The organism is Campylobacter hominis ATCC BAA-381, assembly GCF_000017585.1.
In the GTDB taxonomy this organism is placed as follows: domain Bacteria; phylum Campylobacterota; class Campylobacteria; order Campylobacterales; family Campylobacteraceae; genus Campylobacter_B; species Campylobacter_B hominis.
In genome coordinates this window covers 333609-353518 of record NC_009714.1, presented here as the reverse complement: position 1 = coordinate 353518, position 19910 = coordinate 333609, and the positions used below count along the sequence as shown (strand labels likewise).

Annotated in this window: 17 protein-coding genes and 1 CRISPR repeat array (1 of these 18 only partly in view); of the genes, 8 read left to right on the top strand and 9 right to left on the bottom strand. The window is 30.9% G+C overall.

Annotated elements, in window-relative coordinates; genetic code table 11:
- A CRISPR array of direct repeats spans nucleotides 1–2712; the repeat unit is 30 nt; unit sequence ATTTTGCTATAACAAATTTTGTATTGAAAT (it extends 1794 nt beyond the left edge of the window).
- Nucleotides 2713–2991: 279 nt separating this feature from the next.
- From CHAB381_RS01890 to CHAB381_RS01880, 4 genes are all read right to left on the bottom strand, one after another.
- Nucleotides 2992–3270 (bottom strand): hypothetical protein, encoded by a 279-nt coding sequence (locus CHAB381_RS01890; protein WP_012108265.1) that lies wholly within the window; start codon nucleotides 3268–3270, stop codon nucleotides 2992–2994.
- A gap of 11 nt (nucleotides 3271–3281) precedes the next feature.
- Nucleotides 3282–3596 carry a hypothetical protein gene (locus CHAB381_RS08395; RefSeq protein ID WP_049752823.1) on the bottom strand — a complete coding sequence of 105 codons (315 nt, stop codon included), beginning with the start codon at nucleotides 3594–3596 and terminating at the stop codon, nucleotides 3282–3284.
- A 109-nt stretch (nucleotides 3597–3705) separates the two neighbouring features.
- Entirely contained in the window at nucleotides 3706–4140 is a 435-nt protein-coding gene (locus CHAB381_RS08390) for a hypothetical protein (RefSeq protein WP_049752822.1), read from the bottom strand.
- Nucleotides 4141–4476, bottom strand: a complete 336-nt coding sequence (locus tag CHAB381_RS01880) for a hypothetical protein (protein ID WP_012108264.1) — start codon at nucleotides 4474–4476, stop codon at nucleotides 4141–4143.
- A 588-nt stretch (nucleotides 4477–5064) separates the two neighbouring features.
- Between CHAB381_RS01880 and CHAB381_RS01875 the strand changes: the two genes are divergently transcribed.
- Both CHAB381_RS01875 and CHAB381_RS01870 read left to right on the top strand, forming a co-directional pair.
- Nucleotides 5065–5835, top strand: a complete 771-nt coding sequence (locus CHAB381_RS01875) for a threonine/serine exporter family protein (RefSeq protein WP_041570452.1) — start codon at nucleotides 5065–5067, stop codon at nucleotides 5833–5835.
- On the top strand, nucleotides 5832–6365 hold the full coding sequence (locus tag CHAB381_RS01870; RefSeq protein WP_012108262.1) for a threonine/serine exporter family protein: 534 nt from the start codon (nucleotides 5832–5834) through the stop codon (nucleotides 6363–6365). Before CHAB381_RS01875 ends, CHAB381_RS01870 begins: the two co-directional genes overlap by 4 nt.
- A gap of 880 nt (nucleotides 6366–7245) precedes the next feature.
- Here CHAB381_RS01870 and ruvX read toward each other — a convergent pair.
- The 4 genes from ruvX to ilvC are packed head-to-tail and all read right to left on the bottom strand — an operon-like array spanning nucleotide 7246 to nucleotide 10506.
- Nucleotides 7246–7629 (bottom strand): Holliday junction resolvase RuvX, encoded by a 384-nt coding sequence (gene ruvX, locus CHAB381_RS01865; protein ID WP_012108260.1) that lies wholly within the window; start codon nucleotides 7627–7629, stop codon nucleotides 7246–7248.
- Complete coding sequence (locus CHAB381_RS01860) at nucleotides 7629–8435, bottom strand: DNA-processing protein DprA (RefSeq protein ID WP_012108259.1); 807 nt, start codon at nucleotides 8433–8435, stop codon at nucleotides 7629–7631. The genes ruvX and CHAB381_RS01860 overlap by 1 nt, the downstream gene beginning before the upstream one ends.
- Nucleotides 8419–9483, bottom strand: coding sequence for a divergent polysaccharide deacetylase family protein (locus tag CHAB381_RS01855; RefSeq protein ID WP_012108258.1), 1065 nt, complete (start codon nucleotides 9481–9483; stop codon nucleotides 8419–8421). Before CHAB381_RS01855 ends, CHAB381_RS01860 begins: the two co-directional genes overlap by 17 nt.
- Nucleotides 9484–10506 carry a ketol-acid reductoisomerase gene (gene ilvC / locus CHAB381_RS01850; protein ID WP_012108257.1) on the bottom strand — a complete coding sequence of 341 codons (1023 nt, stop codon included), beginning with the start codon at nucleotides 10504–10506 and terminating at the stop codon, nucleotides 9484–9486. It lies immediately after the preceding gene.
- A gap of 129 nt (nucleotides 10507–10635) precedes the next feature.
- Between ilvC and CHAB381_RS01845 the strand changes: the two genes are divergently transcribed.
- The 3 genes from CHAB381_RS01845 to CHAB381_RS01835 are packed head-to-tail and all read left to right on the top strand — an operon-like array spanning nucleotide 10636 to nucleotide 14331.
- A complete protein-coding gene (locus CHAB381_RS01845) occupies nucleotides 10636–11430 on the top strand; it encodes a hypothetical protein (protein WP_012108256.1) in 795 nt (264 codons plus the stop codon).
- On the top strand, nucleotides 11427–13352 hold the full coding sequence (locus tag CHAB381_RS01840; RefSeq protein WP_012108255.1) for an RNB domain-containing ribonuclease: 1926 nt from the start codon (nucleotides 11427–11429) through the stop codon (nucleotides 13350–13352). Before CHAB381_RS01845 ends, CHAB381_RS01840 begins: the two co-directional genes overlap by 4 nt.
- Nucleotides 13345–14331 (top strand): DNA polymerase III subunit delta, encoded by a 987-nt coding sequence (locus tag CHAB381_RS01835; protein WP_012108254.1) that lies wholly within the window; start codon nucleotides 13345–13347, stop codon nucleotides 14329–14331. Before CHAB381_RS01840 ends, CHAB381_RS01835 begins: the two co-directional genes overlap by 8 nt.
- A 216-nt stretch (nucleotides 14332–14547) precedes the next feature.
- Here the strand turns inward: CHAB381_RS01835 and CHAB381_RS01830 are convergent, their stop codons facing one another.
- Nucleotides 14548–15588: a cytochrome-c peroxidase gene (locus tag CHAB381_RS01830; RefSeq protein ID WP_012108253.1), complete on the bottom strand. Its 1041-nt coding sequence runs from the start codon at nucleotides 15586–15588 to the stop codon at nucleotides 14548–14550.
- Between the two features lie 189 nt (nucleotides 15589–15777).
- Between CHAB381_RS01830 and CHAB381_RS01825 the strand changes: the two genes are divergently transcribed.
- From CHAB381_RS01825 to CHAB381_RS01815, 3 genes are all read left to right on the top strand, one after another.
- Nucleotides 15778–16314, top strand: coding sequence for a hypothetical protein (locus CHAB381_RS01825; RefSeq protein ID WP_012108252.1), 537 nt, complete (start codon nucleotides 15778–15780; stop codon nucleotides 16312–16314).
- 243 nt (nucleotides 16315–16557) lie between these two features.
- Nucleotides 16558–17874 (top strand): sodium-dependent transporter, encoded by a 1317-nt coding sequence (locus tag CHAB381_RS01820; RefSeq protein WP_012108251.1) that lies wholly within the window; start codon nucleotides 16558–16560, stop codon nucleotides 17872–17874.
- Nucleotides 17874–18986, top strand: a complete 1113-nt coding sequence (locus tag CHAB381_RS01815; RefSeq protein ID WP_012108250.1) for an MFS transporter — start codon at nucleotides 17874–17876, stop codon at nucleotides 18984–18986. The genes CHAB381_RS01820 and CHAB381_RS01815 overlap by 1 nt, the downstream gene beginning before the upstream one ends.
- Nucleotides 18987–19910: the final 924 nt, after the last annotated feature.

The following is a 19910-nucleotide window of genomic DNA, read 5'->3' as shown; positions in this document are numbered from 1 at the left end:
ACAAATTTTGTATTGAAATTTTTTCTAGTTCTTTCTTTATATTAGGACATTCAAATTTTGCTATAACAAATTTTGTATTGAAATTATACCCCGTTAAATATGCAGGATTAAGTCCCAAAATTTTGCTATAACAAATTTTGTATTGAAATTAGACAATGTGAGTTTTGAATTAATGGCGCTTAAAGATTTTGCTATAACAAATTTTGTATTGAAATTTATTTATACGGCAAGCCCTCAGACACAAAAATAGATTTTGCTATAACAAATTTTGTATTGAAATTTATTTATACGGCAAGCCCTCAGACACAAAAATAGATTTTGCTATAACAAATTTTGTATTGAAATGCAAATAATAGCAAATGCCGGAGATAAAGGAGCATTTTGCTATAACAAATTTTGTATTGAAATTCTTCATTCAATACATTATTTGTTATTTTTTCAGATTTTGCTATAACAAATTTTGTATTGAAATTTATATAAAATCGCTCTTTCTGCAAGGCTCATTTCGCATTTTGCTATAACAAATTTTGTATTGAAATAAAATTATAGTTTATAAAAAACTTAATTTTTTATTATTTTGCTATAACAAATTTTGTATTGAAATTCATAAAGTTTATTTAATTCCCAAGGCTCATTTTTTATTTTGCTATAACAAATTTTGTATTGAAATGTGGCTTTGGCGCCTTGATAAAATCATCATTTTTATATTTTGCTATAACAAATTTTGTATTGAAATACGAAAATAAGAAAGATAAAAAAATAGAAAAATTATATTTTGCTATAACAAATTTTGTATTGAAATGTTTTTAAATTAGATACATAATTAAATAAATCATTAATTTTGCTATAACAAATTTTGTATTGAAATAAGTGTTTTCATCTTGCAAAGTGTCATAAACCAAGTATTTTGCTATAACAAATTTTGTATTGAAATTCAAGTTTGGCGCCGAAATATACATTAAAATAAATGATTTTGCTATAACAAATTTTGTATTGAAATAAAGAGCCGATATCTGCGAAGCAAAACTGGAAGAGCATTTTGCTATAACAAATTTTGTATTGAAATTAATGTTAAAACAACTCTTAATGAAGATAAAATTTATTATTTTGCTATAACAAATTTTGTATTGAAATCTACGAAACTTATTCCAAAGCCCTCATCTTTAAGTGATTTTGCTATAACAAATTTTGTATTGAAATTAAACGGAGTAACGTCCAATTTACCACCTATAGCAATTTTGCTATAACAAATTTTGTATTGAAATCTACGAAACTTATTCCAAAGCCCTCATCTTTAAGTGATTTTGCTATAACAAATTTTGTATTGAAATTTGTAACTGAGCACAAACTTCCCTTTTATGTTTTTTATTTTGCTATAACAAATTTTGTATTGAAATCCCGTAATTTTGTTAATTTCTCCCAAAAAAGCCCTGATTTTGCTATAACAAATTTTGTATTGAAATCCCGTAATTTTGTTAATTTCTCCCAAAAAAGCCCTGATTTTGCTATAACAAATTTTGTATTGAAATAACGGCGACACAATATCTTAATAACAGCTTTATCAAATTTTGCTATAACAAATTTTGTATTGAAATCTATACGCCCACAATCCACAAGTATAATATACAGTAATTTTGCTATAACAAATTTTGTATTGAAATTCTGTTATTCTTATAATTGCTTACCGTTTCGGTATATTTTGCTATAACAAATTTTGTATTGAAATACTTGCAAAAACTTTGGGACTTAATCCTGCATATTATTTTGCTATAACAAATTTTGTATTGAAATGCTAATGTATTAGCTGCAAATCTTCCACCACCTTTATTTTGCTATAACAAATTTTGTATTGAAATAACATATCCTGTAAATTAGTGTATTCAATACACCTTATTTTGCTATAACAAATTTTGTATTGAAATTTTATTCGCACGTTTAAATCGTCCCAAAGTTTTTTAATTTTGCTATAACAAATTTTGTATTGAAATCTTAATATTAAAGTATCTAAATCGTAAAATTTTGTTATTTTGCTATAACAAATTTTGTATTGAAATTCTTGTAATGAGTATGATTTTAGTCTTTCTTGTGAAATTTTGCTATAACAAATTTTGTATTGAAATTGTAATAGCGCATACTTTAACGATTATGCTACTATCATTTTGCTATAACAAATTTTGTATTGAAATATGGTTTTATCAAGTTTATAAAATCCTAATTTTTCTATTTTGCTATAACAAATTTTGTATTGAAATCTTGCTCTTCCAAGCGCTATATTATCGCCACCGTTTATTTTGCTATAACAAATTTTGTATTGAAATTCTTTTTATGCATTTTTAAAATCTCAAGCGCGCTTTATTTTGCTATAACAAATTTTGTATTGAAATTCATTTACATTTATAAGGTCGTTTATTTCATTAAGGATTTTGCTATAACAAATTTTGTATTGAAATAGCTTTGCGACAAGATTTATCTCTTTTTGCTGCATAATTTTGCTATAACAAATTTTGTATTGAAATTAAAATAGCCCGCTCCTTTTTCCTTTTAATCCTTTGATTTTGCTATAACAAATTTTGTATTGAAATGCAAAGGTGCTGAAATATTGGAGAAATACACCGCAAATTTTGCTATAACAAATTTTGTATTGAAATTAGGGAGTTAAAAGTCCGTTTTTAAGTATATTTGATTTTGCTATAACAAATTTTGTATTGAAACAAGATATTAATGCAAGCGCGGTCGTGTGTTTTTTCTATTTTGCTATAACAAATCTGTATTGAAACTGTATTAATTGTGTTTTCTTTACCAAGGCAGCATTTCTTGCAAATTTTGCTATAACAAATTTTGTATTGAAATAAAGGATTTTATCAGCTCTTTTAATATTCCTATTGTATTTTGCCATAACAATTTTGTATTAAAAACAATGCTTTTCCAGCTTTTTCGCGCCTTCCGTGTCGCTATCAACGTTTATGCTTTATTCTCATCCATTTTTTGTCCTTAAATAGAAAAATATGCTAAAATAATAAAAAGGAGAATGAAAATGATATATGTCCCACCGACAGGCGCGCTTATATTTGTTCTGTTTTTGTTATTTATGTTTTTATTTACAAAATACTTTATTTCGGCTACAAAGCACTTTATCAGGTTTGGAAATTTTATTACCGATAAATTTACAGCGCCTTTATTCAGCGCTATTTTTAAATTTCTTGGTAGAAAATTTTTAAATTTTTGCAAATACTTGAAATTTAACGTTTTTAAATAATCGATTATTCTCATTTTTTACCTTTTTAATAATCGCCCGCACTCATTTTTTCATCATCTATTTTCATATCGCAATAGTTGAAATCTCTATAATTTTCTTTTGTAATTTCATCGAAAAATGGCGGAAATTCCTTTATGAGCTTAAACTTAAAGCTGCTGTAAATATCGGCAAGTCTTGCTAAAAGTCCGTCGTGATGCAGCCTTGTGCCTACTATTATATAGTTATAGTCTTTGCTGCCTATGAAATTCAGTTTTAAAATAGCCTTGAAAAACCAGTTGAAAAGCTTATCGCGTTGTGCTTTGCTCTGTATATTTTCGTCATTTTCCACATCATCAAGCACTATCAGATCGGGGCGATTTCCAAGAAAGTTGGTTCCTCTTATTTTTTTGCCCGCACCGAAAACCTTTATCTTTTTAATCGCGCGGGAGGCGCGGAAAATTATCTCATCACTAGTCCATAAATAAGCCTACCTCAAGTGCAAAATCATTTTTCAGCTTCGCATTTTCCTCAATTTCCGTTTTTATAGTCTCAAGGCTTTCTTTTGCGATGTCTAATGTAGAGCTTATAATTACTGCGTATTTTTTACGCTTTATTAGAGAATACAGTGTAAAAAGCCTTGTAATAAGCGTAGTCTTTGCACTTCCTCTGTAGCTTTCAAATACCAGGTGTCTGTTTTCAAGTGCCAGTCGTTCCAAATTCTTATAAATAAAACGCCTGAATTCGCTTGTCTCTTTAATATTTTCACCGCCTATATGGTGGGCGAAATATGTTTTTACAAAGTATTCGAAGCTTTTAAGGGCTTTTTTACGCCTTTTAACGGCGTCATCCTTATCAAGCAGATCAGGAAGATTTTTAAGATAGTTTTTAAGCTCTTTGATTTCCATTTAACAAACCCTTTTTTCTTTAATTTCAAGACTGAATATATAAGCATAAAGAGTGTTTGTTATAAATGCGCTTTTAACGCCGTTTAATATTGTCTGTCTTCTTTCAGATTCGAACCTGAAAATTTTATCTTCCATATCTTTAAGCTCTTTTAAAATAGAGTAAGTCTCCATTTCAAGCGTATTTCTGGCAAGAATTATTTGAAAATTCCTTATTTGCGTATTCGCATTTTCCCTGGAAGAGCTGTCATATATCAGATAGTCGCCATTTTGAGCTATTTGAGCGTAGTTTGCTATGGGTATTAATTTCAGCTTTTCTTTCAGTTCATCAAAAATCATTCTGTCTCCTTGATTTTTTTATTAAAATTTGGCATAATACAGTCACAAATATCATATACAAATGGCTTGCCAGTGCAAAGCGTGGGCGGCGTGGGGAGTTTTTCAGCGGGTCGGGAAGTCTACCGCGGTATGATAGAGGGAGCATCCGCCTACTCCTTCGCATATATTTTCTTTTTAACTCTATCGAGCTTTTTAAACATATTTATAATTCATCAAAAAATCATCTTTTTTCCTTGCCTTTTATTTTATTTTTTAAAGCTGAATAGCTATGGTCGGGTATAAGGTAAGACAGCAGTTTATGCGTATAGCGGGTTCTAGTCCGCACTATTCAGCTTTAAATTTTTCATATATTTTTTTCATTTTTATCCATTGATTTTATCGTTGTTTTGAAATTTAAAAAAGGAATTCTTTCCGAAACTTATTATAAAATTACTGTTCTGAATTTTTTAATTTATTTAAACATATAGTCATAAGTTTAATTTCATATCTTTTATAAAGCACATATACGACATTGTATTTATAAAAATCAGCATCGTAATTTAAATTATTTTTAGCAAAAAATTATGAAATTTTGCATATAATAATCAGATGAAAACAGATACTGTAACTCTTATAAATTTCCTTGTCAATTATGCAGATACGCTTATAGGCGCCGGCAGTTACAACTCAAGAGTAAGTCGGTGTATAAAACGAATAGCTAATCATTACGGATATGATGTTTCGTTGTTTATAATGATAAAATCAATTACAATTAGCGTCTATAACAAAGAAAATATTGACGAAAGATTTACTATGGTCAAAGAGACTACACCGCGCCCGATAAATTTAGCCATGGTCTCTGAGCTTAGCGCTTTAAGTTGGGCAGTTTGTGATGAAAATCTAAATTTAGATGAAGCAAAAGCGATATATTCACACATTTTAGAACAAAAAGGTAGTAAGCTTATACTGTCGTTAATATTTATAGGTACAGCTTTCGGGGCATTTTGTAAACTTTTTGGAGGCGATTTATTCAGTATAATTTTTGTAATATTCGGAACAATGTGCGGTGTAAGCGTGCGATACTTTTTAAGTAAAAATAACGTTGAACTTCGCGTTATTTATGTTATCTGCGCTTTTATTTCATCTTTTGTAGCTTATTTGGCATACCGATTCGGTCTTAGCAACACGCCGACAGCGGCAATAAGTTCAAGTATTTTGTATCTTTTTCCAGGTATTATGCTATTAAATTCCGTGTTTGATATTTTGGATAGAAATGTTTTGATCGGTCTTGCAAGAATGATAAATGCGTCGATTTTAATCATTTGTATGAGTATTGGAATTTATATAACATTAAGTATTACAAGTTTAGGATTGTCATGATTGAATTTTTTATGTATGTAATTATCGCTACAATAGCCGCTCTTGGATTTTCATATGCAAATCATCCGCCAAAATATGTATTGCCTTGGTGCTCATTCTTCGGCGGAATAGGATATTCGATCAGATTATTGCTTATCAATTCGCAAATTTGCAACTATGTTTTGGCTACATTTATATCTTCAATGGCAGTCGGTTTGTTTTCATTTTTACTTGCAAAACGCATAAAAACTCCTATTGAAGTTATCGCTTTCCCTGCACTTTTGCCGATGATTCCAGGTTTGCAAGCCTATACATCAGTTCTTTCCATTTTTAAATTTATAAACTCAACAGACGAAGCTCAACAAATTCATTATCTTGACATATTTTTTAATAATATTTTTGTTGCAATTGCAGCTGTTTTTGCATTGGCAGTCGGAATTTCTCTTGTTTTATTTATTTTCTATGAGAAATCATTTACTATGACGCGTTATAAAAATTTTAGATTAAAGTATACGAAAAAATTAAAATCAAAAAATAGAGCCTGTCGTTAAAAGCTGATTATGATAACATTGACAAGTAAGAAAGATTTTGTCCCGCTTTAAATGAATATTTTATTAAAATTTGAGTTTATAAAAATATCTGTATAAAATAATTTTTTTGAATTTTAAAGAGCGAATTTATTCAAAAGTCCGTTAAACGCACCTTTAAACATTTTTTTAATTTTGTTATTTTATAAAATTATCATAACTCATATTTTTTTATTTTAAGATTTTATTAAGTTCCTCTTTACCAGTGAAAATTCAGCGTTCCTGTTAAGAAATAAAAATTTTTATAATATTGCGGCGGTAGAATTTGTTAGAATTCTCTTGAGCTTTGCATCTGCAAGTCTTTCGTATATGATGTTGAAAATAGTAGTGCTGATTAGAATCGCCATTTCGCATAAACCGCTGCTCTATCTTATACTGAATCATAGTCACTTAACTTCAGTTTTTTTTATATTAAAATTTTAATTAAAATAATTAAAAACACAACGCCAACATCAAATATAACACAAAAAAACATCAATAAGCTTCAAAAAATCCGATAAAAACCGTTTAATTTTACGAAATAAAAGATTTTGGCTATCAGTTAAACAAACCACAATATACCTATGTTTTTGTAACAGTTTTTAAGAGATTTGGAAATAGCTAAAATATGAAAATAATTTTATAACGTTATAAACTATAATTTTAACAGCACTTGAATATTAAAAAATCAAATAATTCAGATGATGAAAAAATTATTTAAATTTAAACTGCAAAATTTCTATTTTAAAGATATAAAAATTGCAGCAAATTTACGTAATAATAAAAAACGACCTGATTTGCACTTTGAATATTAAAAATTATATTTAAATAGATAATAAAAAAGATTAATTTTCTTTAAATTAATTTACGCACCTAAATACCTTTTTAAAATTACCATTGCAGCTAAGCTGTCCAGTTTGCCGTCTTTTTTTTTGCCGGAAAATTGCCTCATTTCATCGGCTTCGACGCTGGAATAGCTCTCATCCATAAAAATTATCTCTCCTTTAAAATTTAAAAGCGAACAAAAATGTGTAATTCTGCGCTTCATTTCATCTTCGCTTGATCCACCAAGCGGAATTCCGACTACCAATTTTTTTACGCCGTTTTGTTGTAAAATTTCGCTTATTTCACGCGCAGCCTGATTTCTATTTTTGCGAATTACCGCGTTTTGCGGCATTACGATTTTATCAAACGCCAAAGCCACGCCTATTCTTTTAAGCCCGACATCAAGTCCTGCTGAAATTTCCACTATTTTACCATCACTTTCGTGCCCATAATTTCGATTTTTCCGGCAAGTTCATACTCATAAATCAAATCACCGAATTTCAAAAGCGCACTGTTTAAATCATTATTATATTTCACAAATTCCAATATTTCATCTTTTGGCACGCTGTTTAAGGAGGTTTGAAAATTTTGCACGCCTAGCTTATCACAAATTTTATCTGCAAATTTCATCACATCGTCAATCAAAAATGCCTTTTTTTCAGCCAAAAGCATATTTGTGCCTCTGCTTTCATCAATGCGGTGCGGAAATGTAAAGATTGGAATCCCTAAATTTAGCGCAGTTTTGGCACTATTTAACGAACCGCTTTTTAGATCGGCCTGCGCTATTATTACAGCGCTTGATATAGCCACCACTATTCGGTTTCGCTCCAGAAACTGCCATCTTTGCGCGCAGGTACCGTTTTCATATTCGCTGATTGCAAGTGCGTCGGAATAAATTTTACTGATTTGCTCCGAATTTTCTTTTGGATAAATTATGTCAAGTCCGTTTGCAAAAATGCCGATTGTGTATGGAAATGCCGCTTTTTGCGCAGCTATATCGCAGCCGATCGCTCCGCCGCTTACCACACAAATTCCTCTGTTTTTAAGCTCGCAAGCGGTTTTAATGATAAGATTTTTTGTATAAACACTCATCTTTCTTGAACCTACTATTGCGATTTTCGGCATATTTAGAAGCATTAAATTTCCACAATAATATAATTTTTTCGGTGCATTTTTACCAAGCCTTGAAAGAGGTGCGATATTAAAAGGAATTTCATTTATAGTATTCATAAATTTCGTCCACATACACAATTTCTACGTCGCCCAAAATATCACCGCTTGTACCAAGTGCTTTGAAAGTCTCTTTCTTAGGATGTCCTATTGCGATTGCAAAACCTTTTTCATGTGCCACCTTAACCGCTTTTTTCAGCATTTTACGTATTTCTGCGACATTTTGGATATTATCCAAAAAAACATCTCTGTAAATATATCTTTTGCCACGATTTTGCGCTACTTTTTGAACTTTTGAATTCCCTACAGTAAGTGAATCCACAAAATCAAAATTGTATATTGAAAGTACGTTATAAAGGCGTTCCATAGCTTTTTGATTACTTGTAAATTTGCTTCCTGTATGATTATTTATAAATCTTGCATTCGGAAAATCGCTGCGAATTGAGCGAATTTTAGCTTCTATACGCAATGCGGAATCTCCGATTAAAATCGTATCAAGTTCATCTTTATAATTTAACGCTTCAAGCGGCAAATGAATCATAAAATGTTTGAAATTTTTTGCTATTTGCGGGGTATGCGGCGTAAATTTTGAACGCGGAAAAAAAGATGGTGTAAGTTTTAACCCGACAGCTTTTAAATTTTTGGCATCGTTTTCATTGCTCATATCATCGATAATTATCGCAAGTTTTGGCTTTTTAGAACGCGGTTTGACAAAAATCTTTTCGTTTGTCTGAGAATTCACGCCTTCAAGACCTGAAATTTCATTTGTTGTATTTACATCTAAATTCTGATCTGAAATTTCAGTGCCGCCAACTATTTTGGAATTTTCGGCGCTTTTTGCAACTTCAACATTTTTTGATTCAATATTATTAGGTTTGTATTTTACAATTTCTTCTATAGTTAAAATTTCATCATTTTTTTTAGGCGATGATATATTTTGTTCTACCGCTTTTGGTGCAGTTTTTGAAATTTCGGTCGGAATGCGTCCGAAAAACAGTTCTAAAATCCAGTAACCAAACGCGATACAAACAATGCAAAACAGTATAATTATTGTAAATTTTAAGAGTTCGGGACGCTTTTTATGGCGTCCTTTTGATATTTTTTTCAATCAGTTTTTATCTTTATCAACTAATTTGCCGTTTTTAATCCATGGCATCATTGCGCGAAGTTTTTCGCCGGTCTTGTTAAGTAAGCTTGCATCTGCAATTTTGCGTTCCGCATTCATTCTTGCATATCCCGCTTTTCGTTCCAAAATGAAGTCTTTTGCAAAACTTCCATCCTGAATACTTCCTAAAATCTCTTTCATAGCCTTTTTGCTATCTTCGTTAATGACTTTTTTGCCGCTGATATAATCACCATATTCCGCTGTATTTGAAATAGAATATCTCATATCTGACATTCCGCCTTGATAGATCAGATCAACGATTAATTTCATCTCGTGCAAACACTCGAAATATGCCATTTCAGGTTCGTATCCAGCCTCAGTCAAGGTATTAAAACCTGCATTTATTAAAGCACAAAGTCCGCCGCATAAAACAGCTTGCTCACCAAAAAGATCGGTTTCCGTTTCATCTTTGAAAGTTGTTTCTATGATGCCTGTTCTTCCGGCTCCGATGGCACTTGCATAGCTTAGAGCCAATTCTTTTGCTTGTCCGCTTGCATTTTGTGAAACAGCGATTAGATTCGGTACGCCGCCGCCTTTTACAAACTCGCTTCTAACCGTATGACCTGGTGCTTTTGGCGCTACCATAATGCAATCTACGCCTTTTGGAGGCACGATTTGACCGTAATGGATATTAAATCCGTGTCCGAAAGCTATGGTATCACCCTCTTTTAGATTATCTTTAATCTCCGACGCAAAAATATCGGCTTGAAGTTCATCAGGTGTTAAAATCATAATTACGTCAGCCTCTTTTGTAGCTTCCACCACACTTTTGACTTTGAAATTCATAGCTTCTGCTTTAGCCCAGCTTTTTCCGCCTTTTTTAAGTCCTACAACGACATCTACACCGCTATCTCTTAAATTTAAAGCGTGAGCGTGACCTTGTGAGCCAAAACCTATCATAGCAACCTTTTTGCTACGAATTAAACTTAAATCGCAATCTTTGTCATAATAAACTGTAACTGCCATCTCGTTTTCCTTTCTTTGATTTGAAATCTTTGAAATTTTACCAAAAAAGTTTAAAATAATAATAAAATTTTTTTTGATTAAGCAAAATTTGGCTATTATTACTTAAATCTTTGGGAGAAAATTCTATTTATGAAAGACTTTATACAGAAAAAAATAACCGCATTACCGCAATTTTCAGCAGATATTTGTGAAATTTTAAATATTTTTGAAAAAAGTAACGACGACATCATTTTTGCATTAACGGATTCAAATTATAAAAGTGAAATTTTAGATCTTGCAAACAATCACTTTTTACAAAAAAATGCGATTTTTAAAGAATTGAAAGACGCTTTAAATTTTTACGGAAAAGAAGAAGTTAAAGCATTTTTTTTATTTGCCGTATTTAGAAAAATGCTTCCAAATGAACTAACTAACTATAAAATAGACGCTAAAAATTTTACTGAGATTTCGCTTTTAAGAAATGCCCTGATGTTTGAATGGATACAAAATTTTAAAAACGTAAACGCTGAAATTTTAAGCACAACGATTTTAATTGAGTTTTCACGCATTTTTATTGATGAACTTATTACAAATTTAGGCGTTGAAATCAGCTTTTATGATGAAATAAAACACTGTATTTTTCCGACCGATTTTACCGATGTCGAACAAAAATTTACAGGTGTAAACAGAGAAATCGTGGCGGCATTGCTGTTTAAGCATTTCGGGCTTGATAAAATAGCTTTGTATGCAAAATTTTCAAGTATAATTGATGATGCCGATGAAGACATAAAAAAAGAGTGCGCGATGATAAAAATCGTAAAAACAGCCGTAAATATCTATCATAGATTAGATGAGCGAAGTATAGACAATACACTGAATTTGCTTGATGAACACATTTTTGAACAAGACGCATTCGTACGCTCAATCAAAAAGTTGAATTTATGAAAGAATTTTTAAAGTCTTTCAACATAGGCGTCAGCAAAAATTCGCTTAGCGCAAAAGAGCAGGAGATTACAAGAAATTTGCTTAATGTGGGCGCAATCAGCGAATATAAAGGAAAATATTATCAAAATGACGGATTTGTGTTTGGAAAACTTGATATTTCATCTAATGGAACCGGTTATTTAAGCGCATTTGACGACAAATTCGAAAGCGATTTAATAATAGAAAACAAACACATAAACGGTGCACATTTTGGCGATACGGTTTTAGCGAAAATTATCAGTAAAAAAAAGGCCAGAACTCATGCAAAAGTGCTTATGTGTGTGTTTCCTGCATTTGCGACAAGCGTTGTTTATACTAAAAAATTCGGCCGAGAAATTTTAGGCGTAAATATAAAAACCGAAGTTGCAACCATGTTAAGAGCGACACAAAAATCGCTTAAAGCATTGCCTGAATTTACTCTTTTAAAAATTGATAATCTAAAAAATGAAATAGTTGAGGTTTTAGGAAATTTAAATGATCCTTTGGTTGATGAGAAAATTTCACTTGCAATTTACAATAAAAACGATATTTTCAGCCAAGAATGCGAACTGCAAGCCACGAGCTTCGGTGATGAAGTAGATGTAAAAATGTATCCGAATCGCCTTGATTTGCAAGATTTGGCGTTTTGCACGATTGACCCGATTGATGCGAAAGATTTTGACGATGCAATATATTTTGATGAACAAAAACGCGAAATTTATGTCGCAATAGCCGATGTAAGTGAATATGTAAGCGAATATTCTCCGATTGACAAAGAGGCGAAATTTAGAGGATTTTCAATATATTTTCCGCATAAATCAATTCCTATGTTGCCACGAAATTTAAGCGAAAACATCTGTTCTTTAAAACCGGATGTGCCAAGGCTTGCGTATGTTTTTAAAATTTCACTTGATGAAAGTTTAAATGTAAAAAATGAAATTTTAAACGAAGCTATAATTTGTTCGAAAGCAAGGTTTAATTATGATGAAATAGATAAAATTTTAAACGATGAAAAAGTTCCGAACAAGCAATTTAATTGGATTTTGTCATTAAATAAAATTTGTGAAAAACTGCGCGAAAAAAGGCTTGAAAAAGGTTTTGATTTCCGCACAAAAGAACTTCGACTGACACTTGATGAAAACGGTCTTATAAAAAGCACGCGCTACGAAAACGATACGCCATCTCACAAACTGGTTGAGGATTGTATGCTTTTGGCAAATAAAGCAGCCGCTGCCAGGATAAAGCATGGGATTTTCAGAAATCACGGCACGGCGGATCTTAAAAAAATCAATGCGCTTTTGGAAGATCTCGCAGTTTTGGGAATTGACGCAGTTTATGAAAGCGATAATGCTAAAATGATTAAAAAAATTCAAGTCCAAGCTGATGAAATAGGAATCCGCGAAATGGTTGATAAACTAATCATAAAAGCGCAAAAAAGAGCGGAATATGGTGAATTCAGCCTTGGACATTTTGCTTTGGGATTTAAAAATTACACACATTTTACAAGCCCGATCAGAAGATACAGCGATCTTTTACTGCATCGATTTTTAAAGGCAAACGCCAAAAAAGATACTAAATTTTACAATTACTTGCTTTTAAATATCGGCGAAATTTGCGAAAATTTAAACATCCTTGAACGCGAAGCTGACAAAGTTGAATTTGATTTTAACGATAGAAAATTTGCGCGCTTTGCAAAAGAAAATTTAGGTAAAATTTTTCGCTGTTATATTGACGAAAACACGACTCAAACAATAGCAAGGCTTGATGATAAATTAAAAGGCGCAAGAATTTTTATAGATAATTTTACATGCGATATTTTAACGCCGGTGCTTGTAAGACTTGAAAGCAGTGATATAGGAACTGCAAAAATCACAGGAAAAGTGGTAAAAAAACAGGATGTATAGAAATGAACTTGAAGGGCTGATTTTTGCAAAAAAAGTGCCAAATTATATACTTTTAAGAGGAATTGACGAATTTCAAAACGAACTTTATGCAAAAATTTTAATCTCATATTTTGGCTGTGAAAATTTAACAAGTATGTATTTTGATGATTACGATTACGATAAAGCAGTCAGTTTTTTCGAGCCAAGTCTATTCGGCGGCAAAAACACACTTTATATAAAAACTAACAAAACTCTTAATAAAAAAGAGATTAAAAACCTGATCTCAATGACGCAAAAAGATGAATTAAATCACTTTATCTACGAGCTTGATGAGGATGGATACAGCTCTGTGGCAAAAGATTTCACAGCACTTTTTAATAAAAACGAAGTAAGATTTTTTAAACCTAACTCACAAAGAGAAGCACTGAATTTGCTTGAAAATAAATGTAAAATGTGCAAAATAATGGCCAACAACGATGCCGCGCTTTTACGAATTTATCAAATTCACAACGAAAATTTAAGTCTTTGTGCAAATGAAATAGAAAAATTCGCACGTCTTGGTATAGAAATCAGTTTGGAAAATGTCAATAAAATTGTTTCCGGACTAAGCGAAGTCAGTTTTGAAGACCTTTTTGAAAAAATTTTGGATAAAAAAGATTTTAGAGATGATTTTTTTCTTTATACAAAAAGCGGTAGCTATGATGAAATGGAATTCATAAACTTTTTTTATCGCTCAATTTTTAAAATTTTCAAAATTCATAGTTACGCAAAAATTTACGGAAATTTTGATTTTAAAGCTATTTTCGGATACACGCCGCCTAGGAATATTCAACAAACTTTAAAAAGAAGAGCAGGCGAAATATCAACAAAAAAATTCTTTGAAATTTTTAAACATTTAAACGAAACGGAATTCAGCTTAAAAACCGAACAAAATATTGACAAACAGACATTTTTACTTGCAAAACTTTTGGAACTTCAAAGAATTTTAATACAAAAATAAATTTTTCTATTATAAAAATTTTAAAAAAATAGCCGAGAATTTATATTTTTTAACGGTAATAAATTTAATTTTTAAAATTTATTATTTTAAAATTCTAAATTTTAATAATATTTTAAGTGGTAAGAATTTAATGGGAATAAAATTCTATCAGCTCATTTCAAATAATTTAAATTTTAATGTTAAAAAGGTTTTCCCACAAAATGTGGGAAAACAAGATTAGTAATCAAGCGCAGGAATTGGCGTAGATTCACTTTGAGCAGGAAGTATAGGATAAACAACCTCAGGCATTTTACCTGTCAAAGATTTAAAGAAAGTAGCTATACTTTTTGCATCTTTATCAGAAATATCTATACCAAGTTGAATACTTCCCATTTCTTTTATCGCATCTGTTAATTTCCAAATAGCACCGTTATGGAAATATGGAGCAGTCAATTCTACGTTTCTTAAAACAGGAGTTTTAACCAAGCCGTTTGCATCGCCTTTGAAATCTCCTACATTCGCGAATTTGTATTTTTTAACAACTTCAAACGGTTGCATTGTTCCGCCTAAATTTATGCCGATATGGCAAGTTGTACAGCCCTTATCGATAAATAATTTTAGACCTGCTTTTTCCTCAGCATTTAAAGCATCTGATTTGCCTGCCAAAAATTCATCAAATCTGCTAGGAGTGTTTAAAGTTCTTTCAAAAATTCCAATTGTTCCTGTAATAAGTTCAAATGTTATTTTTTGATCGCCCCAAGCTTTTTTAAATTCTTCTACATATCCCGGCATTGAGTTTATTCTATCTTCAACAAGTTTAGGAGACGAAGCCATTTCAGGATCAGCTGTCATAGGACCTTGTGCTTGCGCTGCAAGGTGAGCAGCTCTTCCATCCCAAAATTGAACAGTATTGAATACCGAGTTATAAACGGTAGGCGCATTTACATGGTGAGGGTTTGGTGTCCATTTGTGGCCTGTAGAAGCAGGAATTCCATCTACACCGCCACGAGCTAAATTGTGACAGGTATTACATGATATAATTCCACTTTTTGAAAGCAAAGGTTCAAAAAATAATTTTTTACCAAGTTCAACTCTTTCAGGTGTGCTTGGAAAATCTTTTGCGTCAATTGCTGTCTCTTCCGCAAGTTTAGCAAGAGCTGCTTGATTTGTAGGAAGTGCAATAAGTCCCGCGTCTTTAGCTGCTTTAGCTAAATTATCAGCCGCAAAAAGAGAGCTTGTAACTAAAGCTGAGCCTAAAAAAATCGTTGTGATTTTCATTTTAATATCCTTTCGTCTAATTTTCCTTCTCTATATAAGGTAAACTGAATTTTAACTAAACTTAAATAAAAAATACTTTAAAAGAAAAAAATTATTAAAAATTATTTATAACAAATAACTGCAAAAGCAAATTTTTAATATTTTTTTGATATTATAATCAAATTTTTAAATCGCAGAAAGGCTTAATAAATGAAAAAAAACATTTTAACGGTATTTTTAGCCCTTTTATTCGTAGGATGTACTTACACGAATTGGAATATCTTAAATAAACCGGACAATACAAACAACAAAATTAAAGTTGATAGAAATGTTGCGGTTCCAGGATCTATAAAGCCGCAAAACACAAATAATCAAACGACTCAAATAGAACAAAACAGTGATGATAACGGAGATTTTGTAATGATAGAAAACGATATCCCCGGAACCGTAGAAAACAATGCTACACAATCGTTTGAAGAGCATAATGCCACAAAAGAACAAAGCGGAATGTATAAAATAACCACAATAACTTCACTTTGGGGCGCACCGAATAAAGTTATACAGGATGAAAACGGCGCAAACAGATATATATGGAAAAATTGCAAAGAAAGCGGAAAATATGAGCAAAAATGCGAAGATGGCAACTGCGAAAGCGTGCCGAAACTGGATTGTTGCGATAGAATTTTAATAACCGATAGCGAAGGATATGTCATAAATCTAAAAGAAGCTATTCAAGAGTGCAATTAAAACATTGTGGCAAATTTTTTTGAAATTTGTTGTAATTTTAAATTTGATCGCTATTTTGATTTTAAATCAAAGTTTTCGCAACATAAATTATAAAATTTAAAAATTTTGTCTAATTGAAATTTTAAATGGTGATGAGATTTATTAAATAAATTTTGTATGTTTTTGATAAATTTTTAAATAAACTACAAAATGAAATTTTTTAAATTTATATTTTTTTATAAATTTTAAACAAGAAGGAATAAGATGAGCCATAAAAGTTTTTCATCTCGTTGGATGTTTATATTAGCTTGCGTTGGATCTGCCGTTGGAATGGCAAATGTTTGGGGTTTCCCATATAAAGTCCATCAAAATGGCGGCGGAGCTTTTTTGCTGATTTATATATTTTTTATAGCAATTTTTGCTTTTTGCGGTTTATCGGCCGAATATGCTATCGGAAGACGCGCAAAAACCGGAACTCTTGGCGCTTATGAATATGCTTGGAAAAGTCGCGGTTTAAATAAAATCGGCAAAGCTATAGGCTGGCTTCCGCTTGCAGGGTCAATCTGTATAGCAATAGGATATGCTGTAATTATAGCCTACGTTTTTAAAGCGCTTTTTGAGGCGCTCACAGGCTCTCTTATGAGCGTGGATACTTCGACGTGGTTTGAGAATTTTGCTATAAAGGAAAACTATTCGGTTGTCTGGTATCATTTGATAATTATCGTAGGCACACTTTTAACACTGTTTTTCGGTGCAAAAAGTATAGAAAAAACAAATAAAATTATGATGCCGCTATTTTTCATTCTATTTTTTATATTGGCAATTCGCGTAGCTACACTTGATGGAGCCTTTGAAGGATATAAATTTTTGTTTTCAGCCGATTGGAGCAAACTTAAAGATCCTATGGTATGGGTAAGCGCAATGGGACAAGCATTTTTCTCACTTTCAATTACTGGTTCTGGAATGATTGTATATGGCGCTTATCTTGCAAAAGATGAAGATATCATAGATAGCGCCAAGAAAACGGCTTTTTTTGATACGGTTGCCGCACTTGTGGCAGCACTAGTTATAATTCCGGCTGTTTTTGCTTATGGAATGAAACAAGCAGGAGGTCCTGGACTTCTTTTTGTGACTTTGCCTAAAATTTTACAAGATATGCCGGGAGGTCAAATTTTTGCGATTATTCTATTTACAGCCGTAATTTTTGGTGGAATTACATCACTTCAAAATATGTTTGAAGTTGTAGCCGAAAGCGTAATGCATAAATTTCCGCAAATTTCTCGCACAATGATGCTTATTATTTTATGCGTAATAAGTTTCGGAATCGGTGTAAATATGGAGAAAATCAGCTCGTGGGGACCTTGGATGGATTTAGTTTCTATATATATAATTCCAATCGGCGCAGTTATAGGCGCTGTTTCGTGGTTTTGGATTTTGCCTAAAAAAGAGCTTTTAGAAGAAATAAATACAGGAAGCGATAAAATTTACGGAAATATTTGGCATTTTATCGGTAAATTTGTCTTTGTTCCGATGAGTTTGATTTTGTGCCTAATCGCGTTATTTAAACAAATCGCATTTTAATGAGTTGGAAACAAAATTTAGGAATTTTAACGTTAAGCACGTTTTTGCTGTTTTTTAGTTTTACTTCTTTACTTCAAGTTTTGCCACTATACCTTAAAAGCTTTGATACAAGCGATTTTATGATAGGTATCATAAATGCGACTTTTACACTGGCTGCAATTTTCGCGCGCCCATTTAGCGGCAAACTTTTAGGTATATTCAGCCGTTTTGGTACTTTTTATTTTTTTACAGCAATTTTTTTTATAGCTACACTTTGTTATTTTTTCACGCTTCCGTTATGGCTATTTTTGATTTTAAGATTTGTTCATGGAATGGGCTGGGGCGCATCCAATACGGCTTGCAATACAATCGCAACGGATATTATCCCGAAAAAACATTTAGGAAGCGGAATCGGCTTTTTTAGCATTGCTCCAAGTCTTACAATGATGCTGGCGCCGATTTTAGCAATTGAAATTTATAAACATTTCGGTTTTAATGCGGTGGTTTTGAGTTCATCGGCATCTATTCTTGCAGCGATTGTGATATCATTTTTTATGCACGATATAAAACGACACAGTGATGCAAAAAGTCTATTTTTAGAAAAAAATGCTCTGATACCGGCTTTTTTGATGCTTTGCGCAAATAGCGCTTATGGCGGCATAATTTCATTTATCGTGCTTTTTGCAAAAGAGATAAATGTCTCAAACATAGGCATTTTCTTTGCGGTTGCAGCTCTCGCTTTAATAATTTTAAGACCGCTTTTTGGATTTGCGGTTGATAAAAAAGGCTTTTTCGGCATTAGTATGATAGGATTTTTAGGACTTTGTGTATCATTTTTATTTTTATGTAATGCGTGGGACGAAAAATTTATAATTGTCTCAGCTCTATTTTACGCATTAGGAAGCGGTGCTTTGATTGCAAGCTTTCAAACTATGGCAATTAAAAGATCTTCCAATTTAGCAGCTGCGAATGCTACATTTTTTGTAGGATTTGATAGTGGAATTTTTATAGGAATGATAATATCCGGAATAATTTCACAATTTCTAGGATATAAAAATATGTATTTTTTAATGTCCGTCTGGCTTTTTGTTGTACTCATTTTTGTAGTTATTTTTAGAAAGAAAATTTTTTAAAAGTAATTAATTAATTTTAAATTTTGATTTCCCATCATATAAAAATTATTTAGTAAAATAAAATTTTGCTAAATTTTAAATCTTTTTACATTTTCCTTTAAATCTGTCCGGCTCACTATCTTTTCTGCAGTTTCATCATCAATAATCCACTTTCATACAATTTTTCATGTCGTATAAAATAATAGTTATTTGCAGCTAAATTTATTTATATATCATTTTAAATTTACAAATTGGACTTCTTATATAATTAAACAAATTAATGTTAAAATTTTACCTTTAATTACATAAAACAATATTTTAATGTTTTTGACTATAATTCATTAATTTTTATTATATTTAAATAAAAGTGTATAATTTTTATAAAACTTCACTATAATTACATAAATTTTAATCTATTTTAAATAATAAATACCGCTTTACTAATTAAAAACATAGCAAATTACATAATAAATAATTATCCGTTGTTATTTGTTTAAATTACATCTTTGATTATTTTTTTATTAAACTTCATATTTTACTTTAACTGCTTTTTATCCGCTTTATTTTGTTGATCGATTACTTATTTTGTATATACGTTTTTATGTTTTTTCTTTGGTGTTTTTTATTTTTTATTTACACGGCTTTATAATTTTATTATACATTGTGAGTATTATTTGAATTATTATAAGTTTTATAATATAAATTATAATCTTGTATTGGAGATAAAACAGCTTTATTTCATATTGCTTTTATACGGATAATATATTCATATTTTAATATTTCACTACATATTTTTAACATTAACCATTTCAGTTATAAAGCATGGCTTCTTAAATTTATATTTTACAATGTAAAAAATTATAGCGGTTTTTAAATATTTTATATTTATCCTTTTAAAAATTTAATATATTTTATTATCGGAAAAGAGAGTTTAAATAAAATCTT

Coding starts and splice junctions, on each gene's coding strand:
- ilvC (WP_012108257.1), bottom strand. CDS start 10,506: ATGGCAGTTACAGTTTATTATGACAAAGATTGCGATTTAAGTTTAATT.
- CHAB381_RS01860 (WP_012108259.1), bottom strand. CDS start 8,435: ATGAATACTATAAATGAAATTCCTTTTAATATCGCACCTCTTTCAAGG.
- CHAB381_RS01880 (WP_012108264.1), bottom strand. CDS start 4,476: ATGATTTTTGATGAACTGAAAGAAAAGCTGAAATTAATACCCATAGCA.
- CHAB381_RS01820 (WP_012108251.1), top strand. CDS start 16,558: ATGAGCCATAAAAGTTTTTCATCTCGTTGGATGTTTATATTAGCTTGC.
- CHAB381_RS01845 (WP_012108256.1), top strand. CDS start 10,636: ATGAAAGACTTTATACAGAAAAAAATAACCGCATTACCGCAATTTTCA.
- CHAB381_RS01835 (WP_012108254.1), top strand. CDS start 13,345: ATGTATAGAAATGAACTTGAAGGGCTGATTTTTGCAAAAAAAGTGCCA.
- CHAB381_RS01840 (WP_012108255.1), top strand. CDS start 11,427: ATGAAAGAATTTTTAAAGTCTTTCAACATAGGCGTCAGCAAAAATTCG.
- CHAB381_RS01830 (WP_012108253.1), bottom strand. CDS start 15,588: ATGAAAATCACAACGATTTTTTTAGGCTCAGCTTTAGTTACAAGCTCT.
- CHAB381_RS01815 (WP_012108250.1), top strand. CDS start 17,874: ATGAGTTGGAAACAAAATTTAGGAATTTTAACGTTAAGCACGTTTTTG.
- CHAB381_RS01875 (WP_041570452.1), top strand. CDS start 5,065: ATGAAAACAGATACTGTAACTCTTATAAATTTCCTTGTCAATTATGCA.
- CHAB381_RS01870 (WP_012108262.1), top strand. CDS start 5,832: ATGATTGAATTTTTTATGTATGTAATTATCGCTACAATAGCCGCTCTT.
- CHAB381_RS08390 (WP_049752822.1), bottom strand. CDS start 4,140: ATGGAAATCAAAGAGCTTAAAAACTATCTTAAAAATCTTCCTGATCTG.
- CHAB381_RS01825 (WP_012108252.1), top strand. CDS start 15,778: ATGAAAAAAAACATTTTAACGGTATTTTTAGCCCTTTTATTCGTAGGA.
- CHAB381_RS01890 (WP_012108265.1), bottom strand. CDS start 3,270: ATGAGAATAATCGATTATTTAAAAACGTTAAATTTCAAGTATTTGCAA.